Raw genomic sequence first — 22,765 nt, 5'->3', positions numbered from 1 at the left:
CCACACCCTCAACGGTCATACATCTGCTGTCGCGGTGCTGGCGTTCAGTCCCGATGGTCAGTACATTGTCAGTGGCAGTGATGACAAGACGCTACGGTTGTGGGATATAAAAGGCAAGTTGCTCCACACCCTCAACGGTCATACAGGTCTTGTCTGGGCGCTGGCGTTCAGTCCCGATGGTCAGTACATTATCAGTGGCAGTAATGACAAGACGCTACGGTTGTGGGATACAAAAGGCAAGTTGCTCCACACCCTCAATGGTCATACATCTGCTGTCTGGGCGCTGGCGTTCAGTCCCGATGGTCAGTACATTGTCAGTGGTAGTTGGGACAAGACGCTACGGTTGTGGGATACAAAAGGCAAGTTGCTCCACACCCTCAACGGGCATACAGGTTCTGCCTGGGCGCTGGCGTTCAGTCCCGATGGTCAGTACATTGTCAGTGGCAGTAATGACAAGATGCTACGGATGTGGGATACAAAAGGCAAGTTGCTCCACGCCCTCAACGGTCATACCGATGCTGTCACGGCGCTGGCGTTTAGTCCCGATGGTCAGTACATTGTCAGTGGCAGTGATGACAAGACACTAAGGATGTGGGATACAAAAGGCAAGTTGCTCCACACCCTCAACGGTCATACATCTGGTGTCATGGCGCTGGCGTTCAGTCCCGATGGTCAGTACATTGTCAGTGGCAGTGATGACAAGACACTAAGGATGTGGGATACAAAAGGCAAGTTGCTCCACACCCTCAACGGTCATACATCTGTTGTCGCGGCACTGGCGTTCAGTCCCGATGGTCAGTACATTGTCAGTGGCAGTGCAGACAATACGCTACGCATGTGGGATACAAAAGGCAACTTGCTCCACACCCTCAACGGTCATACATCTGTTGTCGCGGCACTGGCGTTCAGTCCCGATGGTCAGTACATTGTCAGTGGCAGTGCAGACAATACGCTACGCATGTGGGATACAAAAGGCAACTTGCTCCACACCCTCAACGGTCATACAGGTCCTGTCGCGGTGCTGGCGTTCAGTCCCGATGGTCAGTACATTGTCAGTGGCAGTTATGACAAGACACTAAGGATGTGGGATACAAAAGGCCAATTGCTCCACACCCTCAACGGTCATACCGATGCTGTCACGGCACTGGCGTTCAGTCCCGATGGTCAGTACATTGCTAGTATTAGTTTTGACAAAATGCTGCGGATGTGGGATACAAAAGGCAAGTTGCTCCACACCCTCAACGGTCATACCGATGCTGTCACGGCACTGGCGTTCAGTCCCGATGGTCAGTACATTGTCAGTGGCAGTGCAGACAAGACGCTACGGTTGTGGCCTGGTAATTGGCAAGTTTGGCTAAAAGTGGGGTGCGATAGATTATACAGGCATCCTGCGCTTCTAGAAGCTAAGACTGACGAAGCAAAAGCCGCAGCGCAAACCTGTCTCGACCTTGCCAAATGGAGCAACAGCGAAAAAGCTCAGTTTCTCGTTAATCAAGGTCAAGCCATAGCGAAGATAGATGGAGATATCAAAACTGCGGAAGCTAAGTTTAATCAAGCCCGAAAATTGGATTCTAACGTAGCTATCCCTAGCACAACAGAAGTCAGACAGTTAGCTGCCCCTGCTCTGGTTACTCAGGGAGAGAAGCTCGTTAAAGATGGTAAGGTCAAGGAAGCTCTTGCTGCCTACGCAGATGCACAAAAATTCGCTCCTAATTTGAAAATTACAGCTAATTCTTGGAATAAACTCTGTTGGGATGGCAGTTTGAGGAGATATGCCGCAGATGTAATGTTTGCCTGTGATAAAGCGGTAGCACTTGAGCCTAAAGATACAGAAATTCGTCAAAGTCGGGGTATTGCTAGGGCGCTGACTGAGGATACTCAAGGAGCAATTGAAGACTTTGAGGCATATATCAAATCGATTGATAATAAGGAAGAAAAAGCAGAACACCAAGGTTGGGTTAATGCTCTGCGTGGTGGTAAAAATCCTTTCACAAAACAAGAGATCCAGCGTTTATTAGATGATTCCAACCCAAAATAAGTGACCCTTATCTTTTGTACGATGAAAACTACGATTAAAATACAAGATTTTTGACAACACCGATTTTCGGACATATTGTCGGTTTGCAGACTAAATGAAATTCGTGCGGACTAAGTGAAATTCTATTGCAGACTAAGTGAAAATCTGTTGGTGTAACCCTGATTCTTTCGTAGCTAAAGGCGATCGCTATGGGATAGATTTTTTGCTCAAAGCCTTGTCTTGTAATGAATTGGAACGTTTTATGCCCTTTTGGTGGAAATTTTCATTTAGTCTGCGAATTTAGGGGGAAATTTTCACTTAGTCCGCAAAAAAATTTCATTTAGTCTGCAACAAAGATTGCTCAAACCCTTATTCTTGCGTTAAAAAAATTTCACTTAGTCTGCAAACCCACAATATTCTGTCCATTGCTGACTTAATTGAAATAGCTCAAAGTCTTTACGGGGAATGTAGCGGATATGGATGGGCGTTTGACTATACTTCTAACCCATACCTTATATTAGCTGTCTATTAGCATCAATATCTGCATTTCGGTTAATCGTTTACAAAACGTATTAATCTGTACGCTTTGCCTTGCCTCGGTTCCCATCTAGAACACCGATTCAGTAATCGTGGAAGAAAAGAAAAATGAACGCTTAGGAGGTAAACAATTACTCAATAAGTGTGATTTTACCCCCTGCATGACCAAATTTTGAACCATAACGTGACTAAAAGTTAACGTAATTTCAAGCTTTTGAGCCAATCAATAACTTAGCTTTATGAATCAAATTATGTCCGCGTGTTTTAAATGTGAACCATAATACGACCAAAAGTTTTATTTTTAGACTTGATAAAAAATGCCGAGCAAGACACACTAATTTAGTCGAAAATTTTAAACTTTCGGTCAAAATATAATTCAAAATGCCTACAATATGGTTCAAAAATATGTTTCGCCAAAAATTGAGTGATAAAGCGATCGCCTGAAATCTGAATTTTTATTTCTCTCTCATCACGGTACGGTACAAATGAACTATCTGACCATGTTCCTTGCTGTAATTAAGTTTTGAGTTTTTTTGAACTCCATTTATAGCTTTGAACTATATGTTGTCCTAGTACAGAGTGAAGTATTTCGTGACCGTTTGGCTAAATTATCGTTCAAATCACAATAAGGTCTGCCAATCTTGGATGGTTACCACCAGTATTAAAAGTTGCCAAGAACCAATTGATATTTAAAAAACATTTTATAAGCGTAGGCCTCCTTCAACCTTGATGTCTGTACCATTGGAACTTATCCCTAACTGAACCTCCAAAAATTTATTGCTTCCAATGAAGTTCTGTCTAAAAATCAAACCACCATTTAAATTGAGAGAGCGATTTTCAAGCCCAAACTTATTGGAGTTAAAATTTTTTAAGAATAAGCCAAATTCTGTATTTTCATTTATTTTTTTAAAACCTTGTATTTTTAAGAAAATTTGCTCTCCATAATCTAGATCAAAATCGAACTTTAATCCTTGTCTCATTTCTAATGAAGCATTTAGAAACATACTAATAAATGCGTTACTACTATTCCCGATCAAGGCAATAGCAGGGGTTAATGAAAAATTGAAAGATTCATTAGAATGCGTATAGGAAAAACTGAATGATGAGAAAAACGGATTATTTATGTTATTCGCACTATTCCATCCAAATCTTAACGTGGGAATATAAGTATTGATAGAACTTATAGTTTGTAGTTTGCTTTTATTAATTTGTTGATCAACTAATGTTAACATACCGTTGATATATAGGCCTAAATAGGGTTCTGATAAGCTAGATTCATTTTTATCAATTCTGGGTGCAGAATCAGCGTCTAAATTTCCCCAGGCTCCCAAACTAAAACTATACTTAAAATTATTTTCAGAGCCGCTATAAACTGCTTCAACAGCAGGCAATGATAAACTACCATAAAAATTTGATAGTTCTAATTTTTGTTTATCTATCCGTGATAATTCAATTCTATCAAATACTAAATCGTAAGTACGAATTCCAATTGGTAGGACTGTAGCGTCTGCGGAACTGAACTGTTGCAAAAAAAAATCACCCTCTGTATTCTTTAAAAGAATTGCTACGGATGAAGATTCATTTTCATGACGGATAGATGTTTGACTTACAGGAATAGGTGAACCTACAAAAGTTAAAAATCCAAAATCTTCATTGGAAAGTTGCAATTTAGAAAAGAAGGTATCGCCTTTACGGAAAGAACTAGATTCTAATTGAGAAAACTGAACATTTCTCCGGTGTAAGCCTGTTCGTACTTGGAAAATTTGAGAACTATCAAGTTCTACTTCACCAGGAAAGGTGATTTTCCCTGAAACTTGTTCTAATCCACTAATCGAGTCTGCATAAACTAAGGTATGATTCAAACGCTGATTTAAATATCTGCGCTGGAGTGGTGTAGCCTGAGTTTTCAGACTAGCAAATCTGTTTCCGTTTTCTAAACTTTGTTTTGCTTCATTAAGGTTTTCTTCAATTTCATTGATATTTAAAATTTCCAACAATCCACCCAAGGCCATTCCTAATGTCGCATTCCCTGTCTGAATATTATCAATGATGCCATTATCACTAGCTACTAATGAGAATCCTGGATTAGCAAAAATACTAGAATAGGTCGCCTTTATATCAACAGGATCGTACTCAATCATACTTCGGTTATGAGCATAACTGATATAACTTCTATACCATTCATTCTGCTCTGTACTATATAGTTGCAGGCTGAACTTTGGTCTCCTTTGTCCTAAAGAAAACCAGTACAAGGAATTAAAATAGTAGAGGTCTCGCTCTTTTGTAGTAAGAAACGGATTAACCAAAATATTTAAGAGTTGGGTGTTATCAAATTCCCCAAACTGACCTACCTTTAGCCCTGGTAATGAAGTCATAGGAGCTGTAAACTTAGAAGGTTCTCCAGTTAAAATATCACCCCAAAAGATTCCGGACTGCTCTAACACTTCATCAGGGATAATTTCATTTTTGACTAATCTTACTTGACCTTCATTTAAAAGAGGTCGTAAGTCAATTGTAGGAAAGCCTTGCAAAATTAGTGGTGCATTATCTACATCTAAAAATTGAAATAGCGAGCCTCCACCATCCAAACTACGAGTTGAACCAGTACTGAGGTTGAGAGTAGGATTTTCTAAAATAGTAGCATTAAGATTGCTAGCATTAATTCCAGTCTTAATAAGAACGTTTCCGGCTGGAGTACCTGGTGGATTGATTAATTGACCAGCAATAGAAACAACTGAAAAACTATTTGTATCTATTTCTCCAATTATATCCTTTAGTTTATTAGGAACGTACCATACTGCTTGCAAACCGATAAAACTTTGCTCTAATAAAGCATTTTGAGTAAATTTTTGATTCGTTGATCGGCCACGATGAAGAATTCCTCCCTGCCAGCCTTTAGTTTCGATTACTACTTTATTATCGGGTAAAATCCAATAAAATTGTTCATCTTTAGGAAAATGTGCAAATGTAAATTTATTAATTATTGGATTATTTGCAGAAAATCTAATATCAACATCAAAGTAGTTTTCATCCCGGACTGGACGAAACAATTCTGGGCTAAATGTTAGACTATCAGTAGGATTAACAATACGAGAATATCGTAGAGCAGCTACAGTAAGAGAATCCAGAATAACATCTTGAGGCTCTACTTGTTGTGAAGATTTTGGAGTGTCATCCGGATTGGGTTTAGGCTCTTGGGAATCACGTAACAAAGGGTCAATCGATGGTGGTATCTGAGGAATAGAACTTGGGGGTGACAGTTGAATTGGGGAAGTATTGACCTGTGCTATGCTTGCAGGCATAGCATTTGAAAACTCAAAATCATCAAAGGAATCTACATTTATAGTATTAGGATATACTTGGAAAATTTTAATATCATCAGTAACTTTTTGAAGAAAATTAACAGTATCACCATTACTGTCAGCAACTAGTCTGGAAGTTTGAGCAGTAACTAGCGAAGCTGATGTTATTTTGAAGAAAGCAAGTTGTATAAATATGAAGATTATAGGTTTCAGTTTCTCTAGAATCACATTTTGCTCTCAATCTAATTGAAAAATATATGAACTAAACTTTCAACTGTATAAAAAGGTGTAAATATCTTTTTTTGTTGTTCTCGAAAAATAATAAGCATAGCTTATAGCGTTTCTCAGTCTGGTGAAGTACAGTAGCAAGAATGGGTAAACCAATTATAAATATCAGTTAATGAGACTTGAGTAAAAGCAGTTTCAATTGCTTTTGCTAAGTCTAGATAACTTCTAGCTCCAATAGAACGGAGTAAATTTTTAATTTTTGACCAACAGTTTTCAATTGGTGAAAAATCAGGAGAATATGGTGGTAAATAAATCAATTTAGCTCCAGCCGATTCGATTATTTTCTCAATATCTCCCCCTTTATGAATTGAACAATTATCCATGATTACACAAGCACCTTTCCACAGCTTTGGAACTAATTTTTGAGAAAGGTAAGCTTCAAATGTCAGTCCGTCATATGCTTCTAAAATACTATATTGACTAATCACGCCTTTGAGAGCAATTGCTCCAATTATAGAGACATTTTGAGGGCGTTTTTGAGGTCGTGAGCCATACGCTCTTTTACCTTTTTTAGCACGAGCAGAGTGTCTTATTAAAGATAGATTAGCTCCTGCTTCGTCAAGAAAGATAAGGTTTTCCGCCGGTATCCCATGAAATTGAAGCCAGAACTGTACTCTTAATAATTGAACTCTTTCAGTCTCTTTTTCTGAGGCGTGCAATGTTTTTTTTTAAGGCTTATTTCTATCCTCTTTAACATCCTGTCTACCGTAGATATACCAATTGTTATTCCTGTTTTTTCTTTGAGAATGAAGCGAATTTCTGATAAAGTCGAGTCATTCTTAGCTTCAACTATTTCTTCAAGAATCTTCATTTGTTCTTCGTTGAGCTTTGGAGGAGTTTGTTTTGTCCTAACTTTAGGAGCAATATTTGCTGTTTCTCTATATTGCTTTAGTAATTTCTCAATAAAACTTAAACTGACACAAAATTTGTTTGCTAATTGACGTTGTGATATTCCACCTATCTTATATGTATCAAATATTTTTTGGCGGAAGTCGAGGGAATATGGTTTCATTTTTACCCTTGAGTAGATGCACTGATTTATCTTAATTAGTGTACTTCATTAGACTAGTAAACGCTATAATTATAAAACTTTGATTTGATAAAGTTGTGAGGCTTTATTTTCTAACAGTAACTAAAACTTGTAGCTCAAATATAAAAATTAAATCTCTAAAAGGCTTTCAGTGATTAAATTTTGCCAAAGCGATACAAGAGAAAGATAGCAGTTCCCAAGAATACTATAATTGTCAAATTATAATAAAAGAAAAAAGTGAAATGAAATTAATTTCATCCCCTGCTTTTATCCATATGATATTTAATTTTGAATTTTGAATTCCGAGCAAAGCGACAACCACAATTAGCATAAATGTGGTTGTCGCTTACTTCTTCTACCATTACCTCTAATCTCAGTAGATTCATAGTAAATACAATGTACGATAAAATACATTAGTTCATCCATTTATTATGCAACGCCATGATTATAATTGGTGATTGCATATTTACATCTAAACTAAATAATTCTCAATCTGAATAGAAAAATTCTTGTAAAAAAAATTTATATATGACTAAGAAGATATAGCACAGAATGCTGTGTTGGAGTGCAGATTAAATTTTAATACTAATAAAAATATGTAAAATTTGATACAATTAAAAAAATCCTCTATACCCTGACGAGTGATGGGACGTGATGGTGGCGATTGATGAAGCATAACCGCAGATGTTTGGTCTGGTATCTGCTCCCGATTAGGTGCATATAGATGGGCTTGTGCGATTTGTTGGTGGGTCAATCACAGTAAACGGTATGTACATAGGCTACCAAAGGTGAGTTCTCACACTTGAAAAGTAGGTTGGTTTAAGAAAATTTAAACCGAACCTACATTCAAAAATTCATTTAATGCTTAAAAACATAATCTAGCTCGAAATTTATCGAACTAAACAGTTATAAAGTCTGTGGAACTCCAATTGATACCACTACCATAAATAGTAGCAATAGTAGCTGTGCCATCCATAATTGTTGTCTTACCAGTAGAGCTAACAAAACTCAGATCCGTGAAGTTTAAGCCACCTTTGAGACCTATTTTGTCAATACCCATTTCAAAATAGTAAATAGCATCACCTGTTAGACTTGTACCGCTTTCTCCTCTAGCAATCACAAAAACATCTCGTAGACCATCTGTACTTCCGTAGTAATAGTCAGAATCAGCTCCACCATCAAAATAATCTCTTCCCGCATCTCCAACTAAATAGTCACGACTGTTTCCTCCGTAAAGGAAATCGTCTCCATTACCACCATAGATGCGATCGCTACCATTGTCACCTGTTAAATAATCTATTCCATCACCACCATAAATAAAATCATTCCCCTCACCCCCAAAGATTTCATCATCACCCCCAAAGCCTTGTAGAACATCATTGCCAGCAAATCCACTGATTCTATCTGGTGCAGAAGTGCCAGAAATATTATCATTGCTTCCTGTAGCATTAATGACACCCCTAACAACTAACCCCATATTAGTAGAAACATTAGCACCATAACTGTCAGTAGCAGTAAGGGTGACGTTGTAAATACCTCCTGTGTTAACTTGACCACTAATTAAACCAGTGCTGGAATTAAGAGAAAGTCCACTAGGCAGATTAGAAGATGAGAAGCCGAGAGAATCTCCCTTGGGAATGTTGATGTCGTTAAAGCGACTGCTAATATTCAGGCTGAAAGGATCTACTGTGCTGGTGCGTTGAATAGCAATGGGATTAACAACAGTTGGTGCATCATTAATACCAGTGATATTGATTGTTACAGTTGCTGTATCTGTACCATTAGCTTCATCACCCAAAGTATATGTAAATTGCTCTGTACCCAATTCACCTTGAGCTAAACTAGCAAATCCTGTACCAGCATTGTATGTAAAGGAAGCATCTGCCAGAATAGTTAATAATGCACCAGAAGGCAAAGTGATTGGAAGGCCATAGCTGATACTGTTACCATTGATTTTCAGGATGCCTAACACGGAATTTATATCGACATCACTATCTAAACCGTTACCGTTATCTAAGTAAACTAAGTTGCCTGTTACAGGACTAGTTTCATTGGTAGAGAAAATATCGTCTGTAGCAATGGGATTGTCGTTAACAGAAGAGATATCAATAGTTGTATTGCTATCACTTACTGGGTTAGCAATACCGTCATTGACTGTAATTGTAAAAGTACCTGTACCGATTTGATTGGCAGCAAAGGAATTTTCACTAGGTGTAAACACCAAAGTACGAATGGCAGTAGTAGCGGCTGTAGCTGTACCCGTGAATTCATAACTGCCTCCGCCTATATCAATGAAACTACCCAAATTTGTAAGGTTGCCCAGGGTAGGATCATCGAGGCTAACGGTAACACTTAGAGTTTGAGGAGTGGGAATTATATCTACATCGGCAATGCTGACACCAGAAAAAGGATTGATAGTTGTTTTGTCGGTAACAGTTTGCCCACTAACTGTATTACTAATGGTGGGAGCATCATTTTGACCTGTAATGTTAAGAGAAACTGTGGCAGTATCAGTTAAACCAAAGCCGTCTCTGAGGATGTAGGTAAAGGTTTCTGTTACTGATTCCCCCTGGGCTAAAGTATCTATGGGGTCATAGTTGAATGTGCCATTGCTGTTAACACTTACAGTTCCGTAAGTTAGGTTAATTGCTGTACCCAAGTTACCAGCAAAGCCATTGACTGCGGTAATAATGCGAGTATCACCTGTGTCGGGATCTGTATCTACACCATTACCATTGTTGTTGAACAAGTTGCCGTTAGTAATGCCAGTATCTTCATTAACTGTAAAGTTATCATCTTTGGCATCAGGGGCATCATTGACTCCAGTGATATTAATAGTGACTGTTGCCGCGTTACTAGTAGCGTTATTGTTATCTCTAATTGTGTAGGTAAAGGTTTGGGCTTGAGTAGCACCTTGAGCAAGGCTATCTCCTGGGTCAAAGCTGAAAGTACCGTTGCTGTTGACAGTCAATGTACCATAGGTCAAGGTTTGAGTCGTACTGCCAGTGAAGGTTGTGCCGTTAACAGCAGAAATAGTGAAGGAGCTACCTGCATCTACATCATAGTCATTGCTGAAGAGATTAACGTTGTTGAGATTAGTATCCTCATTAGTAGAAAAAGTATCATTGCCTGTAACTGGCGCATCATTTACGCCAGTGATATTGACAGTAACTGTCGCATTACTGGTCAATCCTCCACTGTCGCGTAGTGTGTAGGTAAAGGTTTCTGTTACTGATGCTCCCTGAGCTAGAGAATTGGTAGATACAAATGGAGTGTAGTTAAACGTGCCATTACCGTTAACGAAAAGTGAACCATAGGTTAGTGAGCGTGTAGTGCTAGTGGTAAAGGACGTGCCGTTTATGGCTGAGATACTCAGTGTATCTCCAGCGTTAGGATCACTATCAGCCCCACCACCATTATTACTGAGAAGGTTGCCATTGGTTATAGCTGTATCTTCATTGGTAGAGAAGCTATCGTTCTGGGCAACTGGAGGACTGTTGGGATTGTTGTAGGAAATATGAAGCGTGTAGTTATTTCCATTTGCCACTACATTACTAGTATAGTGTGCAACTCTTATATAGTAAGTCCCTGATGTTAGGAATGTATAAGTTATGAACGAGGGGTTAGTACCACCAATGTTACCTACTTCAGTATCATCATCATTGTTGGCTAATTCCGTACCTGAAGCATCAAAAAGAATAAGTCTACTATCAAAGTCATTATTATCAATATCAAAGACAAACTGTTGACCTGCACTAGCTGTAAAGCTGTAAAAATCAGCTGTACCATTGCCAGTTCCATTGATGCTAGCGTGTGGATAAGTGGTAGAAATATTAGTGCCATTCAAAAGTTGAATGTTACTATCAGAATCTAAAGTAAAGCTACTAGGGGAAAGAAATTGAGCAGTCGCAATACTATCATTTGCTTCAACTTCATTAATATAAGCAAATATACCTGAATAGTTGTGTAGTGTTTCGAGATAGAACACTGGGGAAAGTTTTGTATTGCTATGAACTTCTAAATGCCAATTACCACCCAATACAGCACTTCCTGTAAGGGTTTTAGAAGCTGCTATTTCTGTTCCCATCAATTGCTGCAATTTAGCAATAAATTCTTCCCCTGCATCTCCAGCAGCGACATTGCAACCATACAGCAGCAGATTTCCTTTTTCTTCCCTATTCGCTAGAGAATGATAAAACCAATGTTCTAACTGAGAAGCATAACTTTCTAAATTATCTAAACCCAGACGACTATTACCTAAATAGAGACAGCCGGGAGAACCATGAGAGACAATGTGAACGTTAGTGAAGTAGTTCTGATTTTTTAAAAATTCTGTAATTTGGGTAATCCCATTTTGCTCTCGGTTCAAAATTACTACAGTTACACCTGGTAACACCCCAGCAGCTAAAAACTCATAATCTGCAACTCCGGCATCAATAAAAACAACAGTAGAGTTGAGTTGAGAATTTAATTCTTGAGTATTAGCAGAATTTACAGCAGAAGTCATTACAGCAATGTTAGTCATTGTTTTACCACCTTATGAATTAATAATTAGAGTGAGCAAATCAGGAAATTAAAAGCAAATTTGTTTAAGTAAATGTGAGTTTGATACACATTTTTTTACTTCTTTTACCTCTGCTTTTTCCTTAAAGGGGAGTAGAACATATATCTCCCCTAAAAAGGTTAATTTTCAACATATGAGATGAGGTAAAATAGATTGAGGTTACTAGCTGAAGGCTACAAAATCCGTTGTGTCCAGCACAATTCCGCTACCATAAACGGTGGCTAAAGTTGTAGTGCCATCCAAAATTGTAGTTCCCGAACTAGAACTTCTAAAGCTCAAGCTACCAAAGCTCAAACTACCCTTGAGACCAATTTTGTCTATGCCGTCTTCAAAGTAGTAGATGGCATCCCCTATGGTTGAACCAATACCGCTTTCACCTCTTGCTAAAACAAAGATATCTTGAGCTTTATCTGCTTCCCCGTAATAGTAGTCAGCTTCCAGACCACCATCAAAAATATCTCTGCCAGTACCACCTGTGAGGTAATCTCGTCCATCACCACCGACCAGGGCATCATTGCCAGCATAACCGTAAAGGCGATCGCTGCCTGCAAGACCATAAATCAACTCATTCACACTATTACCATTGATGTAGTCATTACCAGTAGTACCTGTGAGAGTGCGATCATAAACTGCGGGGTTAATTCCCACAACGGTCGGTTTTATAGTAATGCCAACAGTTTGAGTGGTATTTGCCTTACCGTCACTAACTGTCACCGCTAAATTCACAGTTGTGTTGATCAGGCTAGACAATTCGTTACTGTCGTTGACAGTAATATTACCAGTAGTAACATCAATAGCAAAGACAGAGATGTTATCTTTATCGCCATCAATGTTACCACTGGTAATAGTCCAGTTACTCAGGGAGTCACCTTCTGCATCGGTAGCATTTACCTTACCAACCACTGTGCCATTGACGACACCAGAACTGACAGCAAAACTCTGTCCACTAGGAATAACAGGTGCTGTATTAGGAGTAACTACCAGCAAGTAATCAGTGCCAGTAACAGTTACATTGGCTGCCTGAACACCAGAGAGAATAGCTAAAGTATCATCTCCTACTTTCAGTACAGTATCCGTTCCTTGCTGTTGAATAATGACTAATTGCCCAACCAAGCTATCAGCAACCTTTAATATATCTCCTGCTGTGTTGAAGTCTGTAACTGTAGTTGATCCAATTCCTGCTGAAAGCATCAACGTGTCAGTACCAGAGCCAAGTATAACTCTGTTATCTCCAGCACCAGCATCAACAGTATCATCACCTGCTCCAGCGAAAACTACATCGTTGCCGTCACCTGTAGTAATAGTATCATTGCCGTTTTCCGTACTTACTTGGTCATTACCTAAGCCTGTAGTAATGACGTTATTACCGCCACCTGCTTTGATAATATTATCGCCGTCTCCAGCGTTGATCAGGTCACTACCCAAACCAGTAGTAATTACATCGCGACCACTGCCTGTACTAATCCAGTTATTACCATTACCAGTAGTGATAGTGTTATTTCCAGCCCCGGCATTAATCAGATTCTCCCCATCCAAGACAAATATACGGTCATTGCCACTACCCGACGTAATATCGTTATTACCAGCAGCAGCATTAATAGTGTTATCTCCTTCCCCTGCGCTGATATTATCATCACCAGAACCAGTATAGATAAAATCGCTACCCAGACCACTGGTGATGATGTTTAGCCCATCTCCGGCTTGAATTGTATTCTGTCCGTCCCCAGCCTCGATGACATCATTACCACCAGCAGTAGTGATGTTATCATTGCCTGTTCCACTAGTAATAATATTGTTACCAGCACCTGCATTAATATTGTTATTACCACTGCTGGCATAAATAATGTCACTAGCGCTGCTAGTAGTCACAATGTCATCACCAGGACCTAAATAGATAGTTCCACTAGTTTGGCCTTGAGGAGTTCCGTACACAATTACTCTAGCTGTACGACTGACTAAGGAAGTACCATTCTGGATAACGTAATGGAGAATGGCTTCACCGACAAAACCAGGAACTGGAGTGTAAGTAACTGTCCTATCAGCATTTAAGGTGAGAGTACCATATTCTGGATCAAAGAGCAGATTGACCTGTGAGGTTGTAGACTCCTGAGCCAGCACATCCAAAATAATACTAGTATCTCTAGGTGTCTCAGCTTGTAAATCATTGGTACTTGTTAAGAAAGCAGGGTTACTGGCAGTTGCTTGGGCAATTTGAGTATCCAAACTTGCACCAGAGTATTTAGTGACAACATCACCCAGTAGCGTTGTACCGTCACCCACTGCCTGTAAGTCGTCAGACAGATCACCTTGGACAACCTGCTGAATGCGTGCAATTTCCGACGCTTTCCGTACCAGGTCAAAGCTGTTATTTTGCAAAACTCCATCTATTTCCTGATTAGCAGCAGCAATCAGTTGAGCTACACTATTGACGGTAGCACTGTTAAGATTGGGAGCTACAGTCAAAATTAAGTTGGCAATTTGCGATGCGCTATTTAAATTGAGAGTTTGATTATTGCGGATTGGTGCATTGAGAGCATCAATAACTGGGTAGCCCAATTGAGTATGGCTAATATCTAGCGCACCTGACAAGAAACGGACGATGGAAACAATGGTATTTTGGACTTGAGCTTGTTTGGCAAAGACTACCAAGCCTAAACCAGTGGCATCACCAACAGAAATAGCTTCTAGAGCGTCAAAGTTGTAAATATCCACTTGACTTGGAAGCCCTAAAGCTGCCTTGACTTTAATTCCAGCCCCTATAGGATCAGCAGCACCAGCCAGTTCAGGAATCATGGCGACAAAAGGAGCAATCGCAATTTTTTGGAAGCCAGTTGCCAACTCTGGCTGTTCCATAGCTTGGAATATCTGCTGCCGTTTCTGTGCAACTGTCAGTGTTGCATTTGCTAAAGCATCAATAATAACTTGGTTCTTTTCCAGAATTGCATCCACCAAGCTATCAATCTGCCCTGACAATCCCAAAGCAGTTTGTGCTGATTGAATTAGCGATCGCACAGTCGTCCCATCTGTAAGATTAGGAACAATACCAGCCTGAACTCTAGCTGCTAATTGTTGTAGCAGCTCGGAGGCAATATTGTAAGTTGAGGTACTAGAAGTTGCTGCCAGTTCTTTCGTTGCCAAGATGATCAAGTTCTGTACCTGACTATGTACCCGCAGAACAGATAGGTCTACAGTCGTCAAGTCATAGTCCATCAAATTCAAACTACTGGAGAAACCAAACACAGACTTGATTTGGTTAGCAGCAGCAGTACGGGCTGGTTCCCCTAAACGTGCGGCTAAAGTTGTCAGAGGACTAGCGATCGTTGCATCTATAGTTGTAATTAGTGGAGTACTTTGAGCTATGTACAACGATGTATCCACCCCATTTACCCCAACAATATTGCCTTCTTCAGGGTCAATCTCACCGTTTTGATTCAGATCAAAACGATCCAGTTGGATTTCCAAATCACTAACGTTACCTAAACGGCTACTGTAGGTAATTGGTTCCTCAATATCATGTACTCCATTGAAGTTAGCGTCGAAAAATACCTCGGTTCCAGCCATACGTCCATCCACAAACTCACCTACCCACTGAGCGGTGAACCCAGTTTGTGCGTTATAACCAAACTTCAATAACCGGAACTTAAGCAAATCTTTTTCATAGAGATTCACCCCAAAGCTATCTAGACCAGCAGCGAGGAAAACATCCACTACCCCATTCAGAGTGAAGAGTTCTCCCAAAGGACGATTAAGCTCTAACATACGTATCCGTCCATCGCTTTGGTTGGTTGTTTCTCCACCATCAACAACATCTACATCAACTTTTCCCCTGATACCTCCTTTGGCATAAATTTTGAATAAATCTGTGCCATTAGCTGTGTTAGGCACACCACCAGCCGAAACATAAGCTGTTATTTTGAAAGATTTAGGTTTGGGATCAGAGTCCAAAGCTACGCCACCAGCAAGTTCAGCTTCTACAGTTAATTCAGGGATATCTTCGCCTGTACCATCAGGGTTTTCCCTATCACTCATGTAGAATCCATCTAAAAGTAAATCTGCATCTGCGGCTGCAAAATCTTTATATGACCAAGCACGTAAACCATAGGTATCGTAACCAAAGGCTAGGTCAGCTTTAATTTTTAAACTTCCATCTAATAAAAGTTTAGCAAATGGAAATTTGAGTACAGGTGCTATTTTGTATTCTGCGGTGATTCCTGCTTCTAATGGAGGTAAGTCTAATGTCACCAATGGTACATCTTTGCCCAGCAGCATAGACATAATAGTTTGCGGTTCCAGGATATGGAAATCAAATCCGTAGCTCTTACCTTGTAGAGTGCGGAAAAAAGACTTAGAAGCATCCTGCCAACCATCATCATTTATTACAGTTTGCAAGAAACTATTGGCGCTGGTAGTTTGATTATTCAATGGCAGAATTTGAGTCTGCTGGATATCTTGTAAGGGATTTGTGGCTACAAAGTTGGACAACTTGTAAGAACCCATCACATATTGCAAATTATTCTTCTTAGGATCTTTTTCAATAATTTCGTATTGGTCATGCAGATTGATAACAAACTCAACAGCATCCAAAAAATCCCAAGCAAAACTTGAAGTAGATCCTCCCCCTAGTAATACCAAAGTTTCAAATATCTCCCGCACCACAACTTTGCCATCACTGTTGCGGTCTAAGAAACTATCTAAACCTAACTCACTGAAAATCTTTGTATCTGCATTTAAGAATTCAACAATCGGTCGAAATGGTAAAACCAAAGGATAAATTGTCTCTACAATTGGTTTGGCAAACTCAGTAATAAATGTGCCAAAATCCAAACGTAGGTTGTTAAAAGAAATAAACGGAACAGCTTGACCATTATCGGGAGATTTATAAGCATCCGTACTAAAGGTTCGATAACCTGTCAATTGACCATTGTCAAATAACATGGTGTCTATGTCAGCACCCAAATCAAACTTGAAGGATGGGAAAGCCGCCCCCAAATTCAAAAATTGAGTGCTAGCAGTAAGCGACATATCAAGCTTATTCTTAACTTCTGAGAAGATAATGCTGTCAATTTGGGGGTTAGTTCGCAACTCGTTGATGGTTAAACGCTCACCATCACTAACTGCTTCATTCGTCAGATCCTTTAAGTCCAAATCAAATGTCAAAGTAGACTTGGTAACATCAGCCGCATTATCACGAAGCGTCAGGGGAGTAAAACCAATTGTGCCATTACTGGTAAAGTTATTTTTGTCCTTGAATTCCAGGTTTAAGTCGCCCTGAAATCTCGTTTTATCTGTGTCAATGAAAGCTCCAAAGCTATTATGAATACCAAAACCAAGGTCTAGTTGCCAGTTAAAAATAGATTGAGATTGGCCTTGCACATCTGCCTTGGAAAATAAAGCAGGTAAGCCCAGGTTGTTGAGAATGCTAGTATTATTTTGGGAATAGCTACCATTAAGTATGACTAAAAAAGTAATTTCACTGGCATTGGAGCTAGATGTAACTTGTACATTGTTAACTAAATTACCTAGCTTGGCATTGAAAAAGTTCTGCAAAAGTGCTGTCATCCCAGCCTTGCTTTGCGAAATTGAAGAGCTAATTTCATTCACCAAACCATCTGCAAAGGTATTAATCACACCCGGAATCATGGATCTAATGGCCCCAAATACAGGCAATTGGATTCCTTTAAGTTCCTGAGTATAGCTCTGATCTAACTTGAATAAAGCTAACTTTAGGCTTTCACCTATATCGAGGGCGCTAAAGGTCGGATCACTAATATTGACAGTGACAGTACGTATAGATTCATCATTGATAACTGTTCCCCCGTTGTAAATAGGATCACTACTGCTAACTGAGGGCGTAATAGTTAGAGTATTAGCAGCAATTGTTTCATCTATACCATCATTTACGGCTACCACAGTTACAGTCTGAGGGTTTCTCCAGTTATTTTGAGTGAAAACTAGAGGTGAAATAGTTTGAATTTGACCACTTGCGCTAGTATTGAAATTAACAGTTACATTAGCAGTAGGTTGACTCGTTAACTGTACCGTAAAGGTATCATTAGCTCCACCTTCAGTTACTTTTGTCGTTGCTCCCGACTCTAGTATACGTAAGCCAGGAATATCGTCATCGTACAACCTGATGTCTGCAATATTGGAACTACCAGCAAAGTAGTTTGTACCTGGTGCAATTTGTACCCTCACAGTTTCATAGGGTAATTCAGCAATGTCATCGAAAATAGGAGTTATGTTGAGATTAGCACCTGATTCCCCTGGATCTATTTGCAATGAACCAGAAAGACTAAAGTAATCAACACCTGCTGTAGCATTTCCGCCCGTGATTGTGTAATTGATTGGCAGACCAGAGCTGGGAGCGTTAGCATTCATTGTAAAGCGAATTACCCCAGGAACACCACTCTTTTCACTGCCATGACCGATCGCTTGGATATTGACAGTAGCTGGGTCATTGTCAGTGATAGTCACTTGAGCAACTCCTGGTTTGACCGCATCAAAGATTGGATCTTCGCTTCGCAGGCTATGACTGATAGTACTAATGTGAGTAAATTCGATGTCTGTATCGTTAACGGCCCTGACTGTTACTGTTTGGGGTGTACTGTAGTTTTGAGTTGTAAATACAAGCTTGATTGGCTTACCTGCTCCAGCACCTAAATCAATTTCAGTTGTGGGACTAATAGTCACTTCCACATCAGCAGCAGGCACGCGCCCCACCAGCATTACCTGATAAGTGTCTGTTGTCCCTGCCTCTGATATATTTGTGCTGCCACCAGACTGACGAATCAAAATATTCGGCGAATCGTCATCAAAGTTAGTCAGAGTGACATCATCAGGATTAAGAACAGCATATTTGGCATCGCTACTGCTGACAGTAGTGTTAATTGTGTAATCCTGATTTCCATCCTGGAGTGTATCATTTACTCCCTGGATAGTTATCTCACGGGGCTGGTTCCAATTAGTTGTTGTGAAAGTGAAAGAGCTAACGGTTGTATTTCCTTCACCGGGTTTAGAACTGCTAAAATTAATTGTTACCGGGCTGGTCGGACGAGTTGCCAGTCGAATTGTGAATTTAGCTTGATCACCTAATTCATTAGTATTTCCACTTACTGGCGAAACAATAATAGCTGCCGTATCGTTGTCAGTAATTGTTAAAGTAGCGTTCCTTTGCCCTCCACTGACAACATAATATGGGCGACTAAAAGCAGCGTCTTGCAGAGTGATGGTGACAGTTTCGTTATCCTCGTCAATTTGATCGTTTTCTGGATTAACAGCAATAGGAATGAAAGTCACCCCAGTGGGAACTTTAATCAGACCAGGCAAAGTTGCATAATCCTGACCTGCTGTTGCTGAACCTGTAATTTGGTAACGGATTTCTGTTAATTGTTCAGGAATGCGCTGATCGGTATTGGCAACTGGCTGACCGGTTACAGGGTCTAGATAGCTGATATTAAGTTTAAAAGTACCAAAAGTAGGCCCAGTTTCCGAAGGAGCATTCTCAGCTACAACAGATATTAAGGGTTCAATCTCATTGTCTCTGAGAGTGAGAGTCCTTTGAATACTACCCCCGCTAACGCCATAATCTCGTTTTTGGCTACCTTCTAATTTTTCAACGACTGTGAAAACTATGCTTTGATCAGGTTCTAAAAAGCGATCGTCTATTGGTACTATCTCAACCTTGAAGTTATTAGTTCCAGGTGGAATCCGAAAACGACCTCGACCATTCGTTGCTGTAATTTGGCTAGTATCAATTTGTACTTCATTGCCATTAGCAGCCCGCCCCTTTAGGGTATATTGAGTGCCTAATCGGGCTGTTCCTGTCAGTGTAAACTCAACTATAGTGCCAGTAGTTGGTGTATTTTTATCCAGGGTTATCGTAAGTATGCCATTGCTTCCACCCTCTTTAGTGTCGATATAAGTAACACTGGTAATTAGAGGTTCGTCTTCAGAAAGGGTAAGAGTTGCTTGAGCCGTACCAGATAGGCTGTAATAGTTTCCAGACTGGAGGTTGAGAATAATTGTTTCGTTGCCCTCATAGTAAATATCATCTGTGGGCGTAAGATTTAGTTTTACACTAGTTTCTCCAGTCTGAAATTCTACAAAACCTGAAGATGGAATTCCAGTATAGTCTGTGCCGTTAGTAGCAGAACCTGTAATGTTGTAATTAATTTTTAGCGGAACGAGGAAAGCCTGGGAAAGATTGATTGTAAATTCTCCAGTCTGATTGGGTTCTCGTGGTTGAGATGTTGCGCTTACGCTGACGCTGGGTACAGAAAGACTACCTATACTGCCATACGTATTACTGTCTCCACTACTTCCTGTGTTACCAGAGTGACTAACGCTAACACTTTTTGCTATTCCTCCTGATTGCACAAAGACAGCTCCGCCACGACCCTCTCCGTTATTAGCACCAGAACCTCCATTAGCCTGATTATTTTGGAACTGGACACCAATTAGATTCAGTTGTGCATTTTGACCAACAAAAATTGCGCCTCCCAGTCCAGCACCACCGCCGCCAGTACCTCCATTACCTCCTCCTTCACCTTCATCGGCATCTAACATCCCGTTGCTACCATTTGCCCCGGCACCACCAAATTGACCGCCAGTACCACCTCTACCAGCAATACCTCTATTGTCATCACTATCAGGGTTACCGCCACCACCGCCACCACCACCACCACCAGTGCCGAAGCCGCCAGTACCTCCATTACCTCCACGACCTCCATATCCATCATCCAAAGTGCCTTCGTCACCGCCACCGCCACCGCCACCGCCACCGCCACCAGTGCCGAAAGTACCATTTGCTCCAGAGCCACCATTTTCCCCGTCGTCCCCTGGTGTACCGCCACCATTACCACCATTGGCTATCTGAGTACCTGGTACTTGGAATACTCCAGTTTCATTAAATTTTCCACCAGTTCCACCGGTTGTGCCATCTCTATTGACATTTCCACCTCTAGCTCCTCCAGAGGCATTACCCCCTTGTGCCACATTATTTTTCAAGGTGACGCTATTCATCACAACGTTACCCTGATAAATAAATAAAGCACCGCCTGCGCCTAAGCCACCACCTGCACCGTTATTGCCATCACCACCCTTAGCTCTACCATTTTGGAAAGTAAGATTACTGATTGTAACTTGTTGGCCACTGGCATCAACGGCAACTATTTGGTATTGTCCTCTGCCATCAATAATGGCGTTAGCACCTCTGATTTCTACCTCATCAGTAATAGTGAGTAGAGAGGAATTCAATAAAATTGTTTGGCTTGCAACTCCAGTTAAATCAATAATATCCTTGCCGGGAGTGCTGTTAGCTTGTTCAATTCGTTGTCTGAGAGTTCCAATACTTGTATTATCTGCTGCTGAAGTAACATATAAAATTTGGTTGAGAACTTCTGTATAAGCTGCTAAAACTTCTTTCTGAAAAGCCAAAGGTGCTTCAATTAGTCCGGTGGTATATTCCAATTCCCAATCACCACCCAAAGCAGTACTACCGGTGAGATTGTCTGATGCTGCAATATCTGCTGCTGTTAAATAACTAAATGTTTGGACAAAATCTTGACCTACAAAGCCTGTAGCAACATTACATCCTAGTAAGAGAATGTCACCTTTAGGATTTAGAGATTTGCCCCAAGATAAGATTTCTTTACTGTATGTATCTAAGGTGTTTTTATCTAAAACTGAATTTCCTAATTGGAGGCTACCTTCACTACCATGCGAGAAGATTTGAATACTGTCTAAATCATTATATTGACTCAGTATAGAAGTAATCTGAGTTACTCCATTTAAATATGGATCTAAGAAAAAGATATCAACACCAGTAAAATTCTCGTTACCAAAATAGGCGAGAAGACTATCAACAAAAACGACCATCTTACTCATAAAAAATATATCTTTGGCTAGATAAAATTATTACAATAATATCCACTTAGCCGATAATTTATACTAGTATTTGTACTTAAAGTGTAAAAGAATTGCATTAATTTTTACAAAAATATGTCTGAAAAATTGGGATAAGTTCATTTGAGTTCAAGCAATTTCCGGCGGTGTAACAAAGGTAATGATGCGTTATGTTAGTGCAAACTTCCTCGGTAACTGCAAGTACTACCACCTTTTCAGGTATTCTCTAAGTAGTATTGCTTAATCTGTGATAAATTTTAAGTATATTTTACGTATAAATATCACTAGCATTAACGTATTGTCATTGTTATTATTGACACAGTATTCAGCAAGATATGCTGGTATATTTTAAAACTTTCGGAATCAACTATCTATGCCATTGCACCAAAGATTTTTATCTATATCCTATAAAGTTGGCATATTAGCCATAAGCTTTTTTGGTATTTCTTCCTTAACAGTCAGACCGACTTTTGCTCAAACTGCTTCCGCTAGTGGTGCTGCTGTTTTAGTCCGTCCCTCTGGAGGTTCTATAAGTATTAGTGGTGAAATCATACTTCCCAGTGGCTACTACTATCAAGGGCCTTTGGAAGTTTCACCTGTATATGGAGGCACTTCAGGCGAAAATAGCGAAGTCATTAATGCTCTTACTATCAATCCTGGTACAGCACAAACGATAACAAGTACGCCTACATCTAATCCTTTTGTGCAATCAGCATCAAATGCACTAAATTCTGCATCTGGTGGAACTCTGGCGGGCGATGTAGCCGATGTTGCAGCAATTATTCGTGCAGGGGCTGGAGTAAATGGGTTGGTAGGTGGACTTGAGTAAGATAGTTTATTGCTCTAATGGGAATTCAACAAAATAACATATACAAGCAATAATAATTATTATTGCGGGGGGAAGGAATAGACTGCCAACGACAGCCTATTCCTTCTTCTTTTTGTAGTAGCGGGTCATTTAACGCAGGCTGATTTTTCTTTTCTTCCACGACTACTGAATCGGTGTTCTAGTCGAACATTTAGTGCAAAAGGCATTGCTTTGAATTTTTGAACCCGGTAGGGAAAAGATGTTATCACGACATGGATACACCAGCATCTACACAGCAGGAATTAAGCCAAGTTTG

General features: G+C 40.0%; 7 protein-coding genes. 3 read left to right on the top strand and 4 right to left on the bottom strand.

All coding sequences use genetic code 11. From position 1 onward, the window contains the following. Together H6G14_RS25435 and H6G14_RS25430 are read left to right on the top strand one after the other, a co-directional pair. The coding region (locus tag H6G14_RS25435; protein WP_422394110.1) for an eIF2A-related protein at positions 1 to 2,038 on the top strand (2,038 nt) is incomplete at its 5' end. 136 nt (positions 2,039 to 2,174) lie between these two features. Continuing rightward, on the top strand, positions 2,175 to 2,321 hold the full coding sequence (locus H6G14_RS25430; protein ID WP_190570773.1) for a hypothetical protein: 147 nt from the start codon (positions 2,175 to 2,177) through the stop codon (positions 2,319 to 2,321). A gap of 934 nt (positions 2,322 to 3,255) precedes the next feature. Here the strand turns inward: H6G14_RS25430 and H6G14_RS25425 are convergent. The 4 genes from H6G14_RS25425 to H6G14_RS25410 form a co-directional block, all read right to left on the bottom strand. Continuing rightward, positions 3,256 to 6,084, bottom strand: a complete 2,829-nt coding sequence (locus tag H6G14_RS25425; RefSeq protein WP_190570772.1) for a hypothetical protein — start codon at positions 6,082 to 6,084, stop codon at positions 3,256 to 3,258. 116 nt (positions 6,085 to 6,200) lie between these two features. After that, a protein-coding gene (locus H6G14_RS25420) for an IS630 family transposase (RefSeq protein ID WP_199326284.1) occupies positions 6,201 to 7,156 on the bottom strand; the annotation gives its coding sequence in 2 pieces (ribosomal slippage) (positions 6,201 to 6,814 and positions 6,814 to 7,156; 957 coding nt in all). Positions 7,157 to 8,072: 916 nt separating this feature from the next. Continuing rightward, complete coding sequence (locus tag H6G14_RS25415; RefSeq protein ID WP_190570770.1) at positions 8,073 to 11,699, bottom strand: DUF4347 domain-containing protein; 3,627 nt, start codon at positions 11,697 to 11,699, stop codon at positions 8,073 to 8,075. A gap of 201 nt (positions 11,700 to 11,900) precedes the next feature. Further along, the gene (locus H6G14_RS25410; RefSeq protein ID WP_190570769.1) at positions 11,901 to 21,623 is read right to left on the bottom strand and encodes a DUF4347 domain-containing protein; all 9,723 of its coding nucleotides are present in this window, start codon (positions 21,621 to 21,623) and stop codon (positions 11,901 to 11,903) included. A gap of 391 nt (positions 21,624 to 22,014) precedes the next feature. Here H6G14_RS25410 and H6G14_RS25405 point away from each other — a divergent pair, with 391 nt between their 5' ends. Further along, positions 22,015 to 22,470, top strand: coding sequence for a hypothetical protein (locus H6G14_RS25405; protein ID WP_190570767.1), 456 nt, complete (start codon positions 22,015 to 22,017; stop codon positions 22,468 to 22,470). The last annotated feature ends 295 nt before the right edge of the window (positions 22,471 to 22,765 follow it).

Origin of the sequence: Nostoc parmelioides FACHB-3921 (genome assembly GCF_014696625.1) — a bacterium.
GTDB lineage: Bacteria > Cyanobacteriota > Cyanobacteriia > Cyanobacteriales > Nostocaceae > Trichormus > Trichormus parmelioides.
This window is presented reverse-complemented; position numbering and strand designations above follow the sequence as displayed.

What these genes read in the sequence shown, in the direction of transcription:
- H6G14_RS25415 (WP_190570770.1), bottom strand. Translation starts at nt 11,699, where the DNA reads ATGACTAACATTGCTGTAATGACTTCTGCTGTAAATTCTGCTAATACT.
- H6G14_RS25410 (WP_190570769.1), bottom strand. Translation starts at nt 21,623, where the DNA reads ATGAGTAAGATGGTCGTTTTTGTTGATAGTCTTCTCGCCTATTTTGGT.
- H6G14_RS25405 (WP_190570767.1), top strand. Translation starts at nt 22,015, where the DNA reads ATGCCATTGCACCAAAGATTTTTATCTATATCCTATAAAGTTGGCATA.